At 46.5% G+C, this 16,022-nt stretch carries 24 protein-coding genes; 7 read left to right on the top strand and 17 right to left on the bottom strand.

Annotated features, from left to right (window positions below):
* Positions 1 to 390 precede the first annotated feature (390 nt).
* Positions 391 to 606: an RNA chaperone/antiterminator CspA gene (cspA, locus tag ACLJXE_RS23810; RefSeq protein ID WP_040230721.1), complete on the bottom strand. Its 216-nt coding sequence runs from the start codon at positions 604 to 606 to the stop codon at positions 391 to 393.
* Between the two features lie 296 nt (positions 607 to 902).
* Between cspA and cspF the strand changes: the two genes are divergently transcribed.
* Complete coding sequence (gene cspF, locus ACLJXE_RS23805; protein ID WP_072041427.1) at positions 903 to 1,115, top strand: cold shock-like protein CspF; 213 nt, start codon at positions 903 to 905, stop codon at positions 1,113 to 1,115.
* 286 nt (positions 1,116 to 1,401) lie between these two features.
* Here the strand turns inward: cspF and ACLJXE_RS23800 are convergent, their stop codons facing one another.
* From ACLJXE_RS23800 to ACLJXE_RS23740, 13 genes are all read right to left on the bottom strand, one after another.
* Positions 1,402 to 1,833, bottom strand: coding sequence for an antiterminator Q family protein (locus ACLJXE_RS23800; RefSeq protein WP_410752208.1), 432 nt, complete (start codon positions 1,831 to 1,833; stop codon positions 1,402 to 1,404).
* A 14-nt stretch (positions 1,834 to 1,847) separates the two neighbouring features.
* Positions 1,848 to 2,888, bottom strand: a complete 1,041-nt coding sequence (locus ACLJXE_RS23795) for a DUF968 domain-containing protein (protein ID WP_410752207.1) — start codon at positions 2,886 to 2,888, stop codon at positions 1,848 to 1,850.
* Positions 2,885 to 3,244, bottom strand: a complete 360-nt coding sequence (locus ACLJXE_RS23790) for a RusA family crossover junction endodeoxyribonuclease (RefSeq protein WP_137379063.1) — start codon at positions 3,242 to 3,244, stop codon at positions 2,885 to 2,887. The genes ACLJXE_RS23795 and ACLJXE_RS23790 overlap by 4 nt, the downstream gene beginning before the upstream one ends.
* Positions 3,245 to 3,246: 2 nt before the next feature.
* Positions 3,247 to 3,447, bottom strand: coding sequence for a hypothetical protein (locus ACLJXE_RS23785; RefSeq protein ID WP_032943870.1), 201 nt, complete (start codon positions 3,445 to 3,447; stop codon positions 3,247 to 3,249).
* A 128-nt stretch (positions 3,448 to 3,575) separates the two neighbouring features.
* Entirely contained in the window at positions 3,576 to 3,821 is a 246-nt protein-coding gene (locus ACLJXE_RS23780; RefSeq protein ID WP_137379061.1) for a hypothetical protein, read from the bottom strand.
* Positions 3,822 to 3,864: 43 nt separating this feature from the next.
* Positions 3,865 to 4,098 carry a DinI-like family protein gene (locus ACLJXE_RS23775; RefSeq protein WP_032943871.1) on the bottom strand — a complete coding sequence of 78 codons (234 nt, stop codon included), beginning with the start codon at positions 4,096 to 4,098 and terminating at the stop codon, positions 3,865 to 3,867.
* A gap of 229 nt (positions 4,099 to 4,327) precedes the next feature.
* Positions 4,328 to 5,287: a YbgA family protein gene (locus ACLJXE_RS23770; protein ID WP_137379060.1), complete on the bottom strand. Its 960-nt coding sequence runs from the start codon at positions 5,285 to 5,287 to the stop codon at positions 4,328 to 4,330.
* Positions 5,288 to 5,543: 256 nt separating this feature from the next.
* Positions 5,544 to 5,882, bottom strand: coding sequence for a DUF977 family protein (locus ACLJXE_RS23765; RefSeq protein ID WP_016150447.1), 339 nt, complete (start codon positions 5,880 to 5,882; stop codon positions 5,544 to 5,546).
* A 5-nt stretch (positions 5,883 to 5,887) separates the two neighbouring features.
* Complete coding sequence (locus tag ACLJXE_RS23760; protein ID WP_048221169.1) at positions 5,888 to 6,304, bottom strand: PerC family transcriptional regulator; 417 nt, start codon at positions 6,302 to 6,304, stop codon at positions 5,888 to 5,890.
* A gap of 19 nt (positions 6,305 to 6,323) precedes the next feature.
* Positions 6,324 to 7,064 (bottom strand): ATP-binding protein, encoded by a 741-nt coding sequence (locus tag ACLJXE_RS23755; RefSeq protein ID WP_048235132.1) that lies wholly within the window; start codon positions 7,062 to 7,064, stop codon positions 6,324 to 6,326.
* A gap of 2 nt (positions 7,065 to 7,066) precedes the next feature.
* Entirely contained in the window at positions 7,067 to 7,873 is an 807-nt protein-coding gene (locus tag ACLJXE_RS23750) for a DUF1376 domain-containing protein (protein ID WP_149691518.1), read from the bottom strand.
* Positions 7,874 to 7,927: 54 nt separating this feature from the next.
* Positions 7,928 to 8,482 carry a toxin YdaT family protein gene (locus ACLJXE_RS23745; RefSeq protein WP_071698683.1) on the bottom strand — a complete coding sequence of 185 codons (555 nt, stop codon included), beginning with the start codon at positions 8,480 to 8,482 and terminating at the stop codon, positions 7,928 to 7,930.
* Positions 8,483 to 8,484: 2 nt separating this feature from the next.
* Positions 8,485 to 8,715 (bottom strand): transcriptional regulator, encoded by a 231-nt coding sequence (locus ACLJXE_RS23740; RefSeq protein WP_071698699.1) that lies wholly within the window; start codon positions 8,713 to 8,715, stop codon positions 8,485 to 8,487.
* An 89-nt stretch (positions 8,716 to 8,804) separates the two neighbouring features.
* On the opposite strand from ACLJXE_RS23740, the gene ACLJXE_RS23735 reads away from it, so the two are divergent.
* The 6 genes from ACLJXE_RS23735 (at position 8,805) to ACLJXE_RS23710 (ending at position 13,960) form a co-directional block, all read left to right on the top strand.
* Positions 8,805 to 9,242 (top strand): helix-turn-helix domain-containing protein, encoded by a 438-nt coding sequence (locus tag ACLJXE_RS23735; RefSeq protein WP_079223866.1) that lies wholly within the window; start codon positions 8,805 to 8,807, stop codon positions 9,240 to 9,242.
* Between the two features lie 207 nt (positions 9,243 to 9,449).
* Entirely contained in the window at positions 9,450 to 9,662 is a 213-nt protein-coding gene (locus tag ACLJXE_RS23730; RefSeq protein WP_086523794.1) for a hypothetical protein, read from the top strand.
* 48 nt (positions 9,663 to 9,710) lie between these two features.
* Entirely contained in the window at positions 9,711 to 10,049 is a 339-nt protein-coding gene (locus ACLJXE_RS23725; RefSeq protein WP_233605546.1) for an RrF2 family transcriptional regulator, read from the top strand.
* 141 nt (positions 10,050 to 10,190) lie between these two features.
* Positions 10,191 to 12,662 (top strand): 3'-5' exoribonuclease domain-containing protein, encoded by a 2,472-nt coding sequence (locus ACLJXE_RS23720; RefSeq protein ID WP_086523795.1) that lies wholly within the window; start codon positions 10,191 to 10,193, stop codon positions 12,660 to 12,662.
* A 70-nt stretch (positions 12,663 to 12,732) separates the two neighbouring features.
* The gene (locus ACLJXE_RS23715) at positions 12,733 to 12,975 is read left to right on the top strand and encodes a DUF4224 domain-containing protein (protein WP_071667664.1); all 243 of its coding nucleotides are present in this window, start codon (positions 12,733 to 12,735) and stop codon (positions 12,973 to 12,975) included.
* Entirely contained in the window at positions 12,950 to 13,960 is a 1,011-nt protein-coding gene (locus ACLJXE_RS23710) for a tyrosine-type recombinase/integrase (RefSeq protein ID WP_149691517.1), read from the top strand. Before ACLJXE_RS23715 ends, ACLJXE_RS23710 begins: the two co-directional genes overlap by 26 nt.
* Positions 13,961 to 13,962: 2 nt before the next feature.
* Here ACLJXE_RS23710 and ACLJXE_RS23705 read toward each other — a convergent pair whose 3' ends face one another.
* The 3 genes from ACLJXE_RS23705 to ACLJXE_RS23695 form a co-directional block, all read right to left on the bottom strand.
* The gene (locus tag ACLJXE_RS23705) at positions 13,963 to 14,586 is read right to left on the bottom strand and encodes a hypothetical protein (RefSeq protein ID WP_149691516.1); all 624 of its coding nucleotides are present in this window, start codon (positions 14,584 to 14,586) and stop codon (positions 13,963 to 13,965) included.
* A 12-nt stretch (positions 14,587 to 14,598) separates the two neighbouring features.
* Positions 14,599 to 14,925, bottom strand: a complete 327-nt coding sequence (locus ACLJXE_RS23700) for an STAS-like domain-containing protein (protein ID WP_149282021.1) — start codon at positions 14,923 to 14,925, stop codon at positions 14,599 to 14,601.
* A gap of 384 nt (positions 14,926 to 15,309) precedes the next feature.
* A partial coding sequence (locus ACLJXE_RS23695; protein ID WP_410752206.1) for a hypothetical protein occupies positions 15,310 to 16,022 on the bottom strand: 713 nt, incomplete at its 5' end.

Raw genomic sequence — 16,022 nt, 5'->3', positions numbered from 1 at the left:
TTTCTCGCACAGAATCACTACGTCTGTATTTTAAGATTATTCAAGTTACAGATAATAAAAAACCCGCTGGCTGCGGGTTTAGTATTTTCATATTCAATGAATAGTAATTATGATGATATCTGGGAAAACCATCCCCTTGCATACTTTAGTAGTGTAAGGCAAGCAGTTAGTCTCTACCGTTAAACTTTCCGTGCAGTGAACCTACACTCAACGACAATGGTCAGTATACTTTCTTTTCAAGATAGAGATGAAATATGCTCACCGTTGCCTTTAATGCTGGATCAGTAACATTCTAACGCTACTGATCCAACAATACATCCATTACTTCTGTCAGTATATCTACTCAGGCCTTAGCCGTCATCGTTATCGCATACAGACAAAAAAAGGATTTTACTCTGTGATAACTACACTGCCGGCAACCGGACCTTTAGCACCATTCTCAATGGAGAATGAGACTTTTTGGCCTTCAAACAAGGTGCGGAAATTATCGCTCTGGATAGCAGAGAAATGAACAAATACATCTTTACTACCATCTGCAGGAGAGATAAAACCGAATCCCTTATCAGCATTAAACCATTTTACTAAACCAGTCATTTTATTTGACATTTTCATTCCTTAATTTGGCCTTCCGGCGAACATGGTTTTATTACAGAAACTACTTAGCGCTTAGTGGAGAGACTCAAAGAAGGGATAAATATACAACACCTGAAATGAGAACTGCTTTAGTAAACTACTTTGTATTTTGTCTGATCTTAAAACCGACACAATCATTAACGCATGGGCGTATATAATAATCAATATTTATTTTAGCCATCCAGATCTCACGATGGCCGAAAAGTATTTCTGGCATTATCTATGAGCATGTGTATAGTGCACCTCGTTATTAGCTTTAAGGAATTTTTTTGTCTCGTAAAATGACAGGTATTGTCACAGCCTTTGACTGCAAAAGCGGAAAAGGTCTAATCTCCCCCTCCGATGGTCGCAAAGATGTGCAGCTTCACATTTCAGCTCTAAACCTCCGTGACTCAGAAGTACTCCTTCCCGGATTACGCGTTGAGTTTTGTCGAATAAATGGTCTTCGAGGCCCGTCGGCAGCGAACGTATATCTCTCATGACTTGTAGCCCCCTCTGACTTCTGGAATCATAATAGATAATTTAAAAACAGGGAGAGTTTCATATGTATCCGAAAATCTACTTAAACGACTGGCTGACAGGTCTTAAGAGCTCATGCTGCACGCTGATAGCGACTATACTTCTTTTCATCTAACCTGTTAGTTCGCCGCGTCCTGCTGGCCCCAGCTTGAAAGCAGGGGCTAGGAATCATGGTATCATCTGGAAAACACTGCAAATTCAAGCAGATGTTATTACAAATTGCGGTGCGAAATAACAATACTTAACAGACTAAATAGCTTTTTGGAATTCCACAACCCTTTTTGCTTTATATGTGCCAGTATTTTTTCTCGGGCATTCTATATCCATCTCCAGAGTTACATCCACCATCGCCAAGCAACCTTCAATAAAACCCTCAGCAGCCTGCAGTCGCTTTAATACTTGCGTATGGGAAATTCCCAACTTTTTCCCCATAACACGAACGGGAATACAATGGATGTAATACCATTCAAGCATCACACACAAAAGAGGATCATGTTTCTTAAGTCTGGCCATTGCGCAATTAATAATTAACCCATCGTTATCACTGCAAGACAATCTGGTTTTGCATGTCTGGGGCAACAGCCCCTTGAATCCTGCTGCTACTGGAGAATAGTTCACTCCTGAACTATCACTAGCGACCCAACCGCCCCATCGTTTTAAAGCCATCTGAATATCTCGCATGTTATCTCCTCTATTCATGCCAGTACGCCGATTGCCAGCGCACGATCTATAACGCGAAAAACAAGCATCAACTGGTCACCATATTTCGCTTCAAATGCCACAGGATCAGCATGCAACTCATCGTGATGTTCTCTGCACAGTGGTATAACAAACCAGTCGTGCGCCTTTGTTCCCATCCCCCCCTGTCCATGGCCAATCAGGTGATGCGGATCATCTGCCGGTCGCCTACAACATTCGCAGGGTTGAGTTTTAATCCATGCCAGATATCTGGGAGCCATCCAGCGGATCCGCTTTGGACGTTTCATAAAGGTTTGCGGGGACTCAGGATCGACCAGAACACTAATTACGGGCTTAACCGCTGGCACCTGTGCTGGTGCCATGTTCACGGTTACTGTGCTGGCTTTGGCTGTAATGATGCTGGTGGAGGACACGCCAGGTTCGATATCGCATTCACGCATGACTGGCTGATGCTCTTCTGAAGGAATACGAAGCGCCCGGCAGGCTACTGATTCGGGAATTGCGTCGGTAACCCCCATACGTACCGCCCACCAGCAAAGCTCCGCAAGCGACAGTTCTCTGGATGGATCCTGATTAAGCGCCACCATAATGCTATTGATAATCCAGCTAATAACATTACGTCTCGCCAGCTCTGCAAGTTGCTCGCTGTAGTGGTCACGCAAATGGTTATCACAATGTCCACACAGAAGAACCGATCCGGGTTCATGACGCAGAGTGGTTAACTCGTGATAATGGTAATCGCTGTGTGGCCATTGGCAGCAGCCTCCGCCATAACGCAGAAGCCAGTAATCAAGGCCACTCAAACCACCAACTGCCTTAATAACTTTTTCATCCAGGAAGAACGGTCGCAGGGACTCGTCACACGCAAGCGGCTGGCGAACGTCAGGAACACGGCCTGCAGGCAAACGCTCCATACCTGCTGGCTGGCTTTCCACCAGTACACGCTCAGAACTGAATAATGACATCAGCTCACTGCCCGGCTTGAGCAGCACAATTCCAAGTTCACGCGCAACCACGGGTTTAAGCAACGCCCTCATTCTGCAATCTCCCCGATAATTATTTGCCCCTTCTCTCCCCATAATTTAGTGACGCGTGAATCCCAGATGTGAGCATCATCTTCGTAAATGGCATCCATCAGGGCTTTCATCATGTTGTCGAAATCAGGTTTAGCCTGGTGTGGTTTACCATTGAACTCAGCCCGTTTCTTTTTGCTCCAGCTCGCTGGCATCGGAAGAATGAAGGTGACATGTGAACCGCTCTCCGCCAGCTCAACACCCCGCAGACGAACTTCATCACAGAAAGCCCAGTAACGCAGAACCTCGGGGCGTTTTTTCCATTTGTCAGCACGCGTCATTCTGGGCTTGCCCATTGGGGTGATATCGTAGACTTTCACATTCACCTCCAGATCCGTTGTTGCCAGGTTCTGTCCTGACGAGGAGGCTTAGATACTTCCGGCAAGAACGCGCTGATCGTCCAGTGAATAAAGTCATTATCCAGACTACGCTTGGTCTTAATCTGCTTTGCTTTATAGCGGGCTTCCAGTTCGTCAGCCTGCTCAGTGGTGAGTTGGGTGTGTTGAAACCAGCTTTTCTTCATAACGCACCTCTGGATGCGGCAAAAAGAAAATCGCTGGCGTTGGTTAACGTCAGTATGTGGGATTGCTTGAATTGATCTTGCGCCATGGGCTTTTCTCCTGTGGCGCAGCAGGTATAGGTTGTTCAGGCCTATGACGGGAGTGTAACAGATTTCTGGGTAACGCGATAACCAGCCCTTTCCAGCATCTGAGTAAACAACGTAGGTGTACCAATAATTTCATCATCCTGAAGAGGCATGAAAGACACCATGCTACCGCGACGGTACATCAGTGCGCGCTCACACTCAGGAAATGATCGCAGCCTGGCAACGATGACTCCATCGTGACATCTGATGACTGCGTAGCCTTTTTTGGGCAATTCTAATTTTTCTTTCACTTAAACTCCCCCATGCAATCGGGATAAAGTAATACCCAAAAAACTAATAAAACCAGTCGTCAGCGCTTTCCCAGGTCTCCTGGAGGATTTCCTCCACCTTCGTTTTATCGCCCTTATCGCCACCAAAAACTGTCAAGCTATCACCGCCAGCCGTGCGGATAACTAGAGAACAATTTCCATATTGATTCTGAAGTCGCTTAAGCAGCTCTTTCTCAAGTGCGGGTATGGCTCCGCGCGGCAGGTCTTTTGATTTGTTGATCGTAAGTTCTACCTTCATAATTCCCTCTACATCAAAATACTGTACATTCATACAGTATACCTATTGAATCTCATATTCAAGTGGTTAATAGCACTTTTTGCCAAAGCCATGCCGTTGTATACACTGAGCTTTTCCTAGCATTAGGGATTCACTAAATCTGAGTGGCAACACTGTATAGATAAGAAAAAACCCGCCGGAGCGGGTTAAAGATCCAGAGATTAAATAGTTTAAAGGCTGTATTCAAAAACTAATTAACCATCAGGCGTAGGGCTAAATCATCCGGGTAGGGGTCAAAATAGTTCTGAGTAAGCAAATAGCGATCTGGATATTCAGCCAGATAGTGCTTTAGCAAAGTAAGTGGAGCGAGTATCGGCAAGAGTCCACTGCTATAGTTGAGAATAACGTCACGCAGTTCTCCGCGCTGACGTGTATTCAACTGGTTACGGAAGTATCCCTGGATGTGCATCAACACGTTGGTATGGTTTTTCCGTGAGGACGGCTTCTTGAGGATTGCCATTAACTTTTCTCGGTAAAGAACAAAAAATGCTTCCAAATCATTCCACTCATGCATCGAAGCAACAAAAGGCCCAATTTCACGATAGCCTGCTTGGTTATGAGCCAAAAGCTGGAGCTTATAGCGACTATGGAAACTAAGTATCCCATGACGCGTAAGGCCATTAGCCCTTAAGATGTTAAGTTCATTGAGAGCAAAGATGCGCTCGACAAAATTCTCCCTCAGTACCGGATCGTGCAAACGTCCATCTTCCTCAACCGGCAACCACGGATATGCTTCCATTAACGCACCAGTAAAAAGGCCCGTGCCTTCTTTCCGCCCACGATTTCCCATTTCGTCATACAACCTCACTCTCTCCATACCGCAACTCGGTGATTTGGCACAGACAATAAAGCCAGACAAGGTGCTAAGCCCTCGGATATATGGAGTTGTGAATTCAGTCATTTTGTCAGTTATATCCTCACCAGGCTCGTGACTAAAACGCATGCGAATATAACCTTCATTGGTTTGAACCAGGCGCAATGCTGGGCGGGGAACAGATAAACCAATGGACATCTCCGGACAGACAGGCTTGAAAGTTACCCACTGAGCCAGTTCATCCATCGCAAAACCCATTCGTTTATGGCCGCCGTCGAACCGCACAGCTGTTCCGGTCAAGCATCCGCTAATCCCGATAGCTGGTTGAGTGTTCATATCGATACCCTCGTTAATTCAATGCCCACTTCGCGAAAGGAAAATCGTGACTGTTCAAATGATAATACCTAATCTATTTATATCATTCTTATTACAGATAAGCATAACCATGAGGACATCGCCAGCGTAATGAAAAGGAATCAGATAGAGCCGTAAAGTTGAGGTTCCTTCACTCATCCTTAAATCTTACGCCTACCACTAGCAGGACATGCTCAACGTCGAGTAGTGAAAGCCATGTTCCGCCGTTTTTCGGTTGTCATGCTGGCATCCTCCCCACGATATCTATAACCCGGCGCATAACTGCACTTCCCCGAAAATCTGCAGGTAACTCAATAACAGGTTTACTCGATCCGTATGAAAAACGCTGGAGATCGAAATCAATCACAGCCTTCTGATCCCTGAACAAACCAAGACGACCGTAACGAATGAGTTCGCCGCGTTCGGCTGCGACGCGGAAATACTTCTCAGCAGTCTGACGATGCAGCGACAACATCTGTGATGCCTCGCTAACGGTTAAGCGTCCACGGATTTTCACCTCTTCAATGATCACCCGAATAAGTGCCGCCTGCTCTTCTGGTGTATTTGGTCTTGGCATGCTGATCATCTCCGGGCCATACGTAGACATTCATTACGTTGCTGCGCTATACGTGACACTTCAGCTGAACTACGGGCAATGTCTAACATGTCGGTATATACCTTTGCCGCGCGCCGCCAGAGTCCCCGTGACTTAAGGTCTTTCGCCATTTTCTCCGCTAATTGCGTTTCAGCCGGATCGCTTTTCTCTTCCATGAAGGGCAGCTTTACGTCAGGTAATTCTGCATCCGGAGAGATGTTATAAACATACTGAGTTCCGTTGTGAGTGCGCAGGACTGTGCCGCTGACAGTCAGCGCGCGCAGAAACTTACCAGCGGTACCGGATGGAATATCCAGCGCTTCACACACATCACGTAATACGCAGTTCGGGGTATGGCGTACCACTATCGCTACCCGATCTTTCTGAGAGATTTCTATGGTCATTGGTCAATACTCGTTTTAGTTACTTCACGACCCGTAAATGGGTCACATTTTTGCGATAACTTCCCCAGGCGAAATTTACCCAGATACCGTCATCCATGGTTAAGCGGTCCATGACCCGCTCACCCAGAACTTTTGATAATTCGTCATAATTCAGGTTTGTAAGTACACCCACTGGTTTCATTGACGCCATACGGCGATCGATAATCTGATTAAGTAATACCCACTCATTGCGCGTATCACGTTGAACACCAACCTCATCAAGAACAAGCAAATCAACCTTGCACAAATCGTCCAGCAAATCGGACTCAGACTGGCCCTCGTCATAGCACTTGCGGGCGCGAAGCATCAAATCAGGTACTGTCACAACCAGAACGGAATAATCGTGCTGAAGCAGGTAGTTCCCGATTGCCGCGGCAAGATGATTTTTCCCTGTTCCGCAACTACCGCTGAATATGAAACTGGTAAAGCCATTCCCAAAGTTATGGGCGTAGCTCTTTGCCATCGTCAGCGCGTGTTTCTGCCCGTCGTTGCTCACCTGGTAATTTGCAAATGAACACCCCCTGTGCAACTCGCAGATCCCTGAGCGCCCAAAAATCCTTTCTGAACGGTTACGCTGATTTTGTTTTTCCAGCTCAGCTGCGCGCTTTCGCCCTTCTTCCTGCTGCCAGGCCATTAATTCCTGACTGCTGGTAAATTTCGGCTGAACACCTGCAGGCATGAGATTACGTAGACGGCCAAGCAAGTCATGCGTCGATTTCATCGTTACCCCCTGAATCCCGGCGGGATCTGAGTGTCAGGTTGTGAAACGCCAAAGCCAGCCTGTCGACGTGTACCTGCCGATGGTGAGGAAGATTTGGCGCGTGATGTTTTCAGGCTGGAAGCAAAAGTCTGTTCCCACTGGATGTGGTGTTTAACTTTCCCTTCACATTTCCAGTAGTCCCGGAACTGCTGTAATTCGACGGAGGTATACCCTGGTAGATCCCCAAGGTTTATTCCCCACTGCGCAGCCTGGCGTACAAAGTCATCACCAGGTGTCCAGTCATCTGTGATCGGAAATTTGCCTATGGGCGGTAAAAAGTCACCTGGCGCGTGTAACTCTCTCTCTTGGTTTTCTTTTAGATCTGTATCTGTATCTGTATCTGGATCTTTATTAGTTGGGTTTCCGTTGGTGTTCTGTTTTAACGGCTGCTCAACACCCGTTGAACACCCGTTGTTATTTTGTTGGTTATTCGCTCCTTTTTTAGCTTTTCTCGCCTGAGCGGATGCCTTTCCAGCTGCTGACTTTTGGCTGATTGAGTTTTTAACCGCCTCCAGATCACGCTCTATACGCTCCTGTACCCATTCGGTTCCGTTATCGTTAAAAAACTCTTTCAACGAAGGTTCAACGGCATCCCAACGGTCGTTACTCAGCCGTGCAATTTTCGATAGACGGTTTTTGGGGATCGGGCGACCTGTTTGCCAATAATTGAACATCAGTAGCAGGTATGCGCCATGCTCTTCTGTAGACAGATGCATGGTGTCCGCCAGGTAATCAGCAATGTAAAGTTGCATGTAAGGCAGAGCTGCCATGGTTACTCCCTTGTCCGGTTTCCCGGCGCGTAATGGTTATTGCTCAAAACTCGATTAAAACAATTGCGGCGCTACAGCGCTTAAACTCGCCAGTAGTGGTCCCGCCGCGTCAGCAGGTAACATGTTGAACAATGCGATTGCTGCTTCACGAATTTCCTTCTCCAGTTTCTGTAACGGAGCGCCGATTAATTTCGCATGGTGTGCCTCACTGCACTCTTTGATAGCGTTCGCCACCAGCTCCGCTTCTGTGCTCGCATTACTTAGCCCGTGCTTCCTAGCAATCTGAACTGGCATAGCAGCAATGATTGAGCCTGACAGCTGCATAACGTAAGCCGTATACTTTTCTGACCCTCCTTCGTTTTTCAGATATCGGAATAAATTCTGCTTATTAACAGCAATTCCGCGGCCATCTGCCTTGGCCCACTCTTCAGCCACCAGCTGAGCGATCCGTTCCTGTGCCTGTCCTGGTAATGTCGATTCCCATTCACGAACGGCAGCCAATATGGCACGGTGCTGGATGCCGTCACGGCGCTGGGGTTTAAAATGATTTTCCGTTTTCAACGGAATAGCTAAACGCTGGCTATGATGTTGATACGTGGCTGATTGCATGATTAAGCCTCCTTTTGAGGTAAACCATCAGTGGGGTTTGGATAAAGATCCGGTCTGATTTCATGTGGGGTGACTTTCCAATCCAGCGCCCTGCAGGCGTTTAGAACCTCTGTGCTGGCGACTTGAGTGCGAAACCAGACTGAAACTGTCTGTGAGTTTTTGCCTAAGCGGCGAGCCAGTTCTGATTGGCTGCCACACAGTGAAAGTATTTTCTGTTGAATGTGATCTTTCATGCTTCCTCCCAATTTAAGAATCACATAATTGATAAATAATTTGTCAATGTCAAGAAACTTAATCAATCACATCTGATAAGAAAGTTTGTATGCTTGCTTATGGGTTTGATTTGGATACGAACATGAACTTCGAAGAAAGACTGTTACGAGCTCTTGATGAAGCTGGAATATCTCAATCTGAGTTGGGTCGCAGGGTTGGGGTAAACTCACAAACGGTTAGTAACTGGTGCAATACCGGCAATTTCCCACGCAAGGAGAAACTGGCCCTATTTCCAGAAGCTCTAGGTAAGCCGTTGTATTGGTTCTTTTTAACCGATGAAGAAGAGTCTTATCTTAAAGCGACCAGTGAAAGTAAAACGGTACTGAATGAGAAACAAGCTGCGCTACTGGAGATTTTTGACCAGCTACCAGAAGTCGAACAAACCCGCTTCATTGAACTAGCCAGCAATCGACTTGAAGAGCTTGATAAATTCATGGCTGAATTTCTCAGCAAAAGAAAGATCGAGCCATCCCCCACTAAAGATTGATTCCAACCATACAAGAGGTCGCTTAAGGCGGCCTTTTTTATTGCTTCCCATCGCCAAAAGAACCCACAAAAACAATCACTGAAATAAATTATGTCAAATCTCCGTTGACTGATGACATATTTATTTGTAGTCTGATTTTAGAAAATCAGTCATCAAGGCAGGACGCCCACGAAGTAGCTGCCGGCGGCATACGAATCACCGGATGAGATGGCAGGCATTAACACGCAGCAGGTTCAACGTTCCGCCAGCCTGGCGACAAGGGCAACACAAGAGGATAAATCCATGATCGATTTCGCACGTAAACCAGTGCGGTGTCAGGCCGTACATCTAAATCGCATTGAAGTCATCATTCGACTGATTTGCTACACGCTTGCCCAGAAGGGCGACCCGTCTGCCGACCAACAGACCGTAGTTCGTTAATAACGAGTTTGACCAATGGCTGTTGCCAGCATCAGTAAGGAAGTGACTATGGAGTTTGGAATGAAACGTGTGGTGGCATCTGTTCAGGTGGTTGCCATCCTCAACAGGATTTACAACGGCAGCCCTGTTTCCATCGCATCTATCAGTAAGGAATCAAAGCTGTCTGTGTCTTACCTCGAGCAGATTTTCTCGAAACTGCGCACCAGTGAAATCGTCACCAGCCAGCGTGGCGCTGGTGGTGGATACCACCTTAGCAAAGCAAACCCCAGCGTGGCTGACGTCGTTCGCGCCGTTACTCACACGCCTGATTCATTTGAGCCCGTGCTGAATGCTCTGGAGTGGGTCCCCGTCGCACAGCTGGCGCAGGGAAAATCCCCCACCCCATAAAGCACAAAACCCGCGCAAGGCGGGTTAAGTACCCGGTCAGCCGACCAAAGCTTTCCGGAACGAGTTTTGACCAATAACCACTACCTTAGGCGGCGATCATCAGCTGCCGGGTATCTTACAATCCTATGGAGCCCGAACGCAATGTTAACGTATGCGTATCTTATTAAAGCCAAAGCGAAAGCAACTGAGGCAAAAAACCTGTTTTGCTGGTTCTCTGCGAAATCAGATTCCCGTGCAGAACGCGAAATCCTCAATATTCTCGAAGATAACGATATTGCCGTCGGTCGTGGCGCCGACTATCAATTACCTGTCCGCACCAACTGGTTTGTTGTTGACGATCTACCTGAGGAAAGCACACTTGATGACACATGGTGCGATCGTTACGAACTGGCAGAAGACCAGCAGACGTGGCAACTGAAACAGAAGCCGGAGAATGAAAATCTGGAGGCTTCCAGCCAGCAAAAACCTGAAACTTCCAGTGCCAATGTATCCACCAGCGATGCGCCAGCATTGCTCCGCCCCATATCTCGCCTGCGCCTGTCTCAGCGGCTGATTGCGCACCTGTTAAATGACGGCGAAGAGAAGGAAATCAGTGAAGCGCGGCACGTCGAGATCGGACAGATGGAACTGGACGATAATGATCTCTATATACAAAACCTGTTACTGGCCGTTGCAAATGTGCCAGCGGCGAAAGAGCTTTCTGCCCATGTCGAGTGGAACCTGGCAAACGCCATAAAAGAAGTCTTCGACCGTGAGCAGGTTTATACCGTCGCTTCATTTGAGGAATTTATTACCGAATGGATTACGGAACCGAAAATGCGGACTCAAACCGTGCAGAAGTGGATTAACGATAAGAAAGCACGAATTGTGGGTGATGAGCCCACCGTTCCACCTGTAACGCCAGAACTCATTACCGTTGCGACCCTCCCGCTACGCCAGCGCCTTTTAGCTCAGTTTATTTCTGATGAATATGCTTACCATATTGATACTGAACAGAAGAAAACCATTCAGGAACTTGAGCTGGATGTGGATAACAGCTACGTGCAAAATCTGCTGCTTGCTGCAGAGAATGTAGAACCATTCAGGAAAGCGCCAGAGATCGATATCTGGAAAATTGTCAGCGCGCTAAAAACTATTTTCCCGGTTGATGGTAAACGAGTGGATCTGTCTACCGTAATTCAGTTCTTTAAGGCCTGGTTCAACACTGAACACATTGATCGCGGGTTGCTGGTTAAAGAGTGGTGTAAGGGCAATCGTGTGTCTCAGATTCAGCGCTCTGATGCCGGAACCAACGCTGGTGGGGGCAATAAGACCGATCGCAACCCGGAACTTGTCCACTCGCTGGACACTCTGGACATTGATATTGCGCTGGCCACACTTCCAATGGATTTCAACATCTACGATATTCCGGGTGGCGTTTTCCGTCGCGCAAAAGAGATCATTGCTAAAAACGAAAGCCCGTTCAAAGAGTGGTCCGTCGCCCTGCGCAAACGCGCTGGCATCCTGGATTATTCCCGTGCCGCTATTTTCGCGCTTATTCGCAGTGCAGAAGAAAACACTCACCATTTCCCGGAACTGCTGAGCCGTTACATCAATAAGAACCTGACTGAAACCGACCACCAGCACCCAACTGAAGAAATCCTGGCGGCAGCCGGTCACGTGCCAGAAAAAAGCTGGGAAAACGAGATTAACGAGAAAGTCACAGCTGAACAGAACGCTGTAGCCAAACAACCAGAAATCGCCAACATGGGCAACGGGGTGTTCTCCATCGGTGGCCTAATGGGGAACACGCAAGCGCCAGCTCTTTCTGTCGTAGACCAGGTACGCCAGCGCGCCGTCGAGGATAAATTACATCATGCCAATACAGAGGAAGCCACCAGCGATGTGCAGATGGAAGAAACTGACAACAACGAAATCAAAGCTAATCCTGAAATGTCTCAGAGCGAAACAGCAGTTTTGCCAGTTAAAAGCGCTGATGCAACTGGTGACGCGCCAGCTTCCCTGAATAATGAACCCGTTCACCATATTAATACGGCCCCCCTGAACGCTTTTTATACTCACCTCATGGTTGATATGGAAACTATGGGCAACAGTCCTGATGCCCCAATAGTCTCTATCGGCGCTGTATTTTTCGATCCTTCAACTGGTAACACTGGTGCCGAGTTTTATCGGGTTGTCAGCCTTGAATCATCGATGTCGTTTGGGATGAAACCGGATGCGTCGACGATTCAGTGGTGGTTGAAACAATCGTCTGAAGCCCGCTCTGCCATTCTTGTCGATGAAGCCATGGGGCTGCTAGAGACTCTCGAACTTCTGGCTGATTTTATTGCTGAAAATGCTGCTAACGGTAGTCACACCGTTCAGTTATGGGGTAATGGGTGTTCGTTTGATAACGTCATTCTTCGCCGCGCATACGCGTTAACGGATACTCCCTTCGCTGTTCCGTTCTGGAATGACAGGGACGTAAGGACCATGGTTGAACTAGGCAAATCTGTCGGTATCAACCCACGCTACGACATCCCGTTTGAAGGTGACATGCACAATGCACTTTCTGATGCCCGGCATCAGATCAAATACGTATCAGCAATCTGGCAACGCCTGACCGCAAACTGATTTTCTAATTTCACAATTTACGGATCCTGCCTGGTATGTTTCTACAGGCAGGCCATCAGAGAGATGAGCTATGCACGAACTTACACTGTCTCCTCAGGAAATTGCAGAAATTACTGGCTATCAGCGCTACACCCACCAGCAGCGACAGCTGCGGTGTCACGGCATACCGTTCACCACTGATGGGCGGAACCGCCCAATTGTATTGCGCAGAAGTATTGATCCCGGAGTTTCTGAATTACCTAAGGTCGATGAATATGTTGCACTTGAGCCAAATTACGACGCAATCAATGGGCAGACCAAGAAAAGATCCTAAAGACAAGCACCTCCCGCCACGCGTAACTAAAAACCGTTATAGCTATGTGTGGAAGCCCAAAGGAACAAAACAAAGCGTAACTCTTGCACCTATTACCGGGACGAGTATGTCCCGGCTATGGGCGCGTTATGAGGAAGAAAAAGCCAAGCGTTCAGACGTAATGACATTTTCTAAATTATGGAAGTTATTCACCAGCAGCCCAGCTTTTGCTGAACTGGCTCCGCGGACACAGACTGATTACAGGTCGTATGAAAAAAACCTGGTCCCAGTGTTCGGGAATATGCGAGCAGATGACATAAAAATTGAGATGGTCAGGATCTATATGGATAAACGTGGCCAACGCAGTATTAACCAGGCAAACCAGGAACTCGGCGGGATGTCGCGTGTTTTCTCATGGGGATATGAACGAGGGTACGTGAAAGGAAATCCGTGCAAAGGAGTGCGCAAGTTCTCTTTAAAAGCTCGTGACGTGTACGTGACCGATGAAGAATATCAGGCAATTTATGAAGAGGCGGCACCAGCTCTCCGGGTTGGCATGGAGATATCTTACTTATGCGCAGCTCGCGTTTCGGATGTTCTCTCTCTCAAATGGTCGCAAGTAAGCGAGGAAGGCATTTTTATCCAGCAGGGAAAGACCGGGACTAAACAAATAAAAGTCTGGACTGAACGGCTTCATAACGCCATCGAACTTGCAAAAACTCTGGGTGGGCGGGAAACGGTTATCTGTAGCAGCAAAAAAACTAAATACTCGAAAAGTGGGTTTAACGATCTGTGGGAAACAGCAAGGGAAGCAGCAGGAAAAAAACTAGATAGAAAACTGCCGTGTACTTTTCATGATCTTAAAGCAAAAGGAATTTCAGATTACGATGGTTCAAGTAGGGAAAAGCAGCTTTTCTCCGGACACAAAACAGAAAGCCAAGTTTTAGTTTATGACAGGAAGATTAAGGTTTCCCCAACTCTAAATTTACCGCCGATTGAAAAATAGCGTTAACCTAAACTCTTATGCCATCTTTCAACCACAGACCATTTTTCTTTAAGAAATTTCAGTAGATGTAGCGGCTTTGAAGGCAAATGATTATTTTGAAATTGACTATAAACTTGATTCATAGCCTCGCTTGAAAGGGAAAGGATTTCTTGCACTCTAGACGCTCTTTCTTGTTGCGTCATGTTATGTGCAGTTTCGCAGTCAAGTGTTACTTTTGTGAGAAAGTCTGCAATGAATAAATTATCAATGTGAATACCCCTTGCATCAAGGAGTTCGATGTATTTGATTGATTGATTAATTTTTGTAAAAACAGTCATGATGAACATCTGTGAGGATGCTTCATCATGCTTAATTTTGGTTTTAATCTTGATACCATTCATATTTTTAATGACTGGTTTTGGCGATTTACATCTATCCAACCAATAATCAATCGCTAAGTCACTAACTTCATTCAATAATTTTGACAGGGCGTCAACGAGAGATTTGCTTTCAGAGCGAGTAGCAAGCTTTGCAGAGTTGTTATATGTAACAGCCCATCCTATAAATACTAAAACTATACTGGCAAGACTAAAAACCCAAGTATTTTGGGCTACTAAATCCAGTAGCCCAGGTTGCTCTTTGACCACTTAAACTATCCTTTAAGCCTTCTCAGGCTCGGCATTGTCTATAAAACGCTCAATTTGCTCTTTATAGAATGGCAAATCACTTTTAATCACTAAGCGTTTTTTTATGCCTACTTTTGGCAGTCCCTCTTTCCGAACTAACCCACCAAAGGCTTCTTCAAGGAAAGATGATCCTATGCCTAAAGCAATGCCGTTGAAGTCCACGACAACCTCTTCGTCACCGGCGCGTAAAGCGGGGACCAAGAAGTCCTTGCGGAACTTTTCAGCACTATACGGACTATCGCTTACAAACCGACCAAATGGGGTTTTTGAAAAGTCCTTAGCAATGACGATGTTAATCATCTTCTCCTCTCCTCGGAACCAAAGACCACTCGATTAGGGTTCCTGGTATGTTCTCAGGCAGCCACTCACAATTGGGCTTCCCATCACTAGAATTATAGCGGTATCTGGCGTGTCCAGTTAATACTAGTAGTGTTTCGGACTCCGCACATCCAGAACCTATAGGCCTTTTTATATCCTCAGAACCATTCCCACGTCCAGCATTTAAATGTCTAGAATGGCCTGAAGATAAAGCTGTTGAAACGGTTATGCTCTCACCTATCGTACCAGAAGAATCAATCACTGGTCCAAATGACCTATGTATTCCTAACCCTAGGTCACATATGATGAAAACTACGGCATTTTTTTCTTTACTGTACCATGAGCATTGCCACCAGCGTTTTCCACCTAATGCTGCATTTGCCCTTGAAAACAAGGATCCTCATATGCATGGTATGACACATTAAGCATAGCTTCGTTCAATGCTGAACTCATCAATCCGAAAGCATCAGCATTCAAAAGAGCTTTCTCTTGGAGGGTTGTAACAGTCTCAAGCCAATGCTCAAAAGGTTCGACAGCAGATTGATAGTATCTTTTTTCCTGAACCAAACCTTGTAATTTCTTAAAGGTATTTGCTGTCAGTGCAGATGACAACCCAGTGCTGACGATCCATCTATGCCCGTCAGGGTTTTCTTCTTTTTTAGGAAATTTGAACCGTATGCGACTTTGGACTTTTGTAATTAGCTGAGCCCTGCTAACTATCGCAAACAAAAGTACTGTCGCAGCCGCGCTCGCGTAGACGACCTTAGATAGATCAATAGTGAGCTCGTGCTCATTTTTAACTGCAACGACGTCGATAAAATTTAGAAAATTGAGGGTAGCTGGACGATGTTCGTCTGAGTAAACACACAATGTTTTGGGACTGGTGAGTTTAGTCATTTCCGCTATCCTTGCAAAATATTGAAAGGGGGGATCAGTTTTTATACCAAGTGAATATACCAACACTTTACCAAGTGTGACATCTGTCGTTGTAGTGAAACGACATAAGTGCTTGAATAGTGGCGGAGAGAGGGGGATTTGAACCCCCGGTAGAGTTGCCCCTACTCCGGTTTTCGAGACCG

The sequence above is a fragment of the Citrobacter sp. U14242 genome (genome assembly GCF_046555775.1).
Classification (GTDB): domain Bacteria; phylum Pseudomonadota; class Gammaproteobacteria; order Enterobacterales; family Enterobacteriaceae; genus Citrobacter.
This window is presented reverse-complemented; position numbering and strand designations above follow the sequence as displayed.

Coding starts and splice junctions, on each gene's coding strand:
- cspA (WP_040230721.1), bottom strand. CDS start 606: ATGTCAAATAAAATGACTGGTTTAGTAAAATGGTTTAATGCTGATAAG.
- ACLJXE_RS23800 (WP_410752208.1), bottom strand. CDS start 1,833: ATGCGAGATATTCAGATGGCTTTAAAACGATGGGGCGGTTGGGTCGCT.
- ACLJXE_RS23795 (WP_410752207.1), bottom strand. CDS start 2,888: ATGAGGGCGTTGCTTAAACCCGTGGTTGCGCGTGAACTTGGAATTGTG.
- ACLJXE_RS23785 (WP_032943870.1), bottom strand. CDS start 3,447: ATGAAGAAAAGCTGGTTTCAACACACCCAACTCACCACTGAGCAGGCT.
- ACLJXE_RS23775 (WP_032943871.1), bottom strand. CDS start 4,098: ATGAAGGTAGAACTTACGATCAACAAATCAAAAGACCTGCCGCGCGGA.
- ACLJXE_RS23770 (WP_137379060.1), bottom strand. CDS start 5,287: ATGAACACTCAACCAGCTATCGGGATTAGCGGATGCTTGACCGGAACA.
- ACLJXE_RS23765 (WP_016150447.1), bottom strand. CDS start 5,882: ATGCCAAGACCAAATACACCAGAAGAGCAGGCGGCACTTATTCGGGTG.
- ACLJXE_RS23760 (WP_048221169.1), bottom strand. CDS start 6,304: ATGACCATAGAAATCTCTCAGAAAGATCGGGTAGCGATAGTGGTACGC.
- ACLJXE_RS23755 (WP_048235132.1), bottom strand. CDS start 7,064: ATGAAATCGACGCATGACTTGCTTGGCCGTCTACGTAATCTCATGCCT.
- ACLJXE_RS23750 (WP_149691518.1), bottom strand. CDS start 7,873: ATGGCAGCTCTGCCTTACATGCAACTTTACATTGCTGATTACCTGGCG.
- ACLJXE_RS23745 (WP_071698683.1), bottom strand. CDS start 8,482: ATGCAATCAGCCACGTATCAACATCATAGCCAGCGTTTAGCTATTCCG.
- ACLJXE_RS23740 (WP_071698699.1), bottom strand. CDS start 8,715: ATGAAAGATCACATTCAACAGAAAATACTTTCACTGTGTGGCAGCCAA.
- ACLJXE_RS23735 (WP_079223866.1), top strand. CDS start 8,805: ATGCTTGCTTATGGGTTTGATTTGGATACGAACATGAACTTCGAAGAA.
- ACLJXE_RS23730 (WP_086523794.1), top strand. CDS start 9,450: ATGGCAGGCATTAACACGCAGCAGGTTCAACGTTCCGCCAGCCTGGCG.
- ACLJXE_RS23725 (WP_233605546.1), top strand. CDS start 9,711: ATGGAGTTTGGAATGAAACGTGTGGTGGCATCTGTTCAGGTGGTTGCC.
- ACLJXE_RS23720 (WP_086523795.1), top strand. CDS start 10,191: ATGTTAACGTATGCGTATCTTATTAAAGCCAAAGCGAAAGCAACTGAG.
- ACLJXE_RS23715 (WP_071667664.1), top strand. CDS start 12,733: ATGCACGAACTTACACTGTCTCCTCAGGAAATTGCAGAAATTACTGGC.
- ACLJXE_RS23710 (WP_149691517.1), top strand. CDS start 12,950: ATGGGCAGACCAAGAAAAGATCCTAAAGACAAGCACCTCCCGCCACGC.
- ACLJXE_RS23700 (WP_149282021.1), bottom strand. CDS start 14,925: ATGATTAACATCGTCATTGCTAAGGACTTTTCAAAAACCCCATTTGGT.